This is a genomic window from Nocardia sp. NPDC058058 (assembly GCF_042885355.1).
Lineage (GTDB): Bacteria > Actinomycetota > Actinomycetes > Mycobacteriales > Mycobacteriaceae > Nocardia.
This window is the reverse complement of the sequence record NZ_JBHVSA010000022.1, coordinates 1-1,412: the sequence shown is the minus strand read 5'-3', so window position 1 is coordinate 1,412 and position 1,412 is coordinate 1. Positions and strand designations below refer to the sequence as shown.

The following is a 1,412-nucleotide window of genomic DNA, read 5'->3' as shown; positions in this document are numbered from 1 at the left end:
CCCCAGAGCAGCAGCCCCAAGCGTAAGTAACGCCGGCCCCATCGAACCCCCTCCGTCGACTCCCCGGCCGTACCCGCAACCCCCGTACATCAACCCGGGCAACCCCCTCCCTTTCGCGGGGGCCTGACCCACGGCCCGTTGGGGTGGGCCCGCTCCGCGGGCCGCCAGCAGCACGGCAGGAGCCACAGCCCCAAAAACCATCCGCCCTCAACAACGGTGCGCAGCCTGAGTGGGCTGGCACTCTGTGTGTCAGGCCAGCTACAGATTGGTCACCGATACGAGACCCAGCCAGCCGCACCCTGCGATTTTCGCCAAAATCCTGAGCATGGCTAACCCCACCCAACAGACCGAGGTTCGCGCGGTGTACGGCGCCTGCCGACTCGGCAAAAGCGAACTCAACCGCCTGTTCAGCCTGGCCCCCGAAGGCATCCCCGCCGTGTCCGTGGCCATATCCACTCAACGCGACAGCACCCGATACAGCGCCGGCACTCTTACAGGCCTCATCGAACATATCCGCGATGCCAACGCAAGCGGAAACCTCGACTCCTGGGACAACCTCAACCTCGAAGCCGCAGACAACACCGGCGACCGCAAGATCACAATCAAGATCGACACCGGCCGCGTGGAAGTACAGGTCGCCGGCGGCGACGCCACATGGGTCCACGGTCAAGCAGCACGGATCGACCTCCTACTGAAAGGCGCCGGAGGAAGGAATCACGCTGCAGAAGCCGATCGGGCAGCAGCCGCCTCGAAAGATGCCCTAACAGCCTCCATCGCAGTGATACTGCTGGCCGGAGGCCTACTGCTCGGCTGGAAAGTGACCGATGTCGGACGCGCACGCGGGATGGAGCTATTCGCGGATATGGCCATGGGCACCCTGATCGGCGCAGGGCCCGTTGCGCTCGCAGGACTTGCAGCCTTCTTCTTCGCCCGCCGCACAAACCGCGCCCGCCTCACACCGACAGCTGAAGTCCCACACGGCCATTGGTGGCACCGAGCCTCCACCACAGACAAAATCGCTCTATGCGCCCTGACCGTAGCGATCCTGACATTCCTCGCGACTCTCACCATGAACATCGTAAACACCGAAGAACACATCGCAGTACCCGAAAAGCAGGCTCAACAAGCAAGATAGCCACGAACCTCAAAGCCACTCCCACCCAGCCCCTCGGAAGCGGCCGGGGAACCGCTCCGGGCAATCGCGATCAGGGGGCAGGTAGTGAAGGCTTCAGCTATCTCGACGTCGAACAAACCGTAACGGCGATCAGGGCCCGATCGCCACGCGGACCAACCGGCAACAGGAAAAAGGGCAGAGGCCCGAGCCGGCTCCTGGCCACCGAAGCCGGCCCGGGCTAGGAAACCAGGTACTCCACGGGCGGGAACCTCAATGCTTCAAACAAAACTACAGATAG

General features: G+C 63.4%; 1 protein-coding gene. It reads left to right on the top strand.

The window, feature by feature from the left end:
* The first annotated feature begins 325 nt into the window (after positions 1–325).
* Positions 326–1,135: a hypothetical protein gene (locus tag ACFVUS_RS43855; RefSeq protein WP_143196348.1), complete on the top strand. Its 810-nt coding sequence runs from the start codon at positions 326–328 to the stop codon at positions 1,133–1,135.
* Positions 1,136–1,412 lie beyond the last annotated feature (277 nt).

Coding starts and splice junctions, on each gene's coding strand:
- ACFVUS_RS43855 (WP_143196348.1), top strand. CDS start 326: ATGGCTAACCCCACCCAACAGACCGAGGTTCGCGCGGTGTACGGCGCC.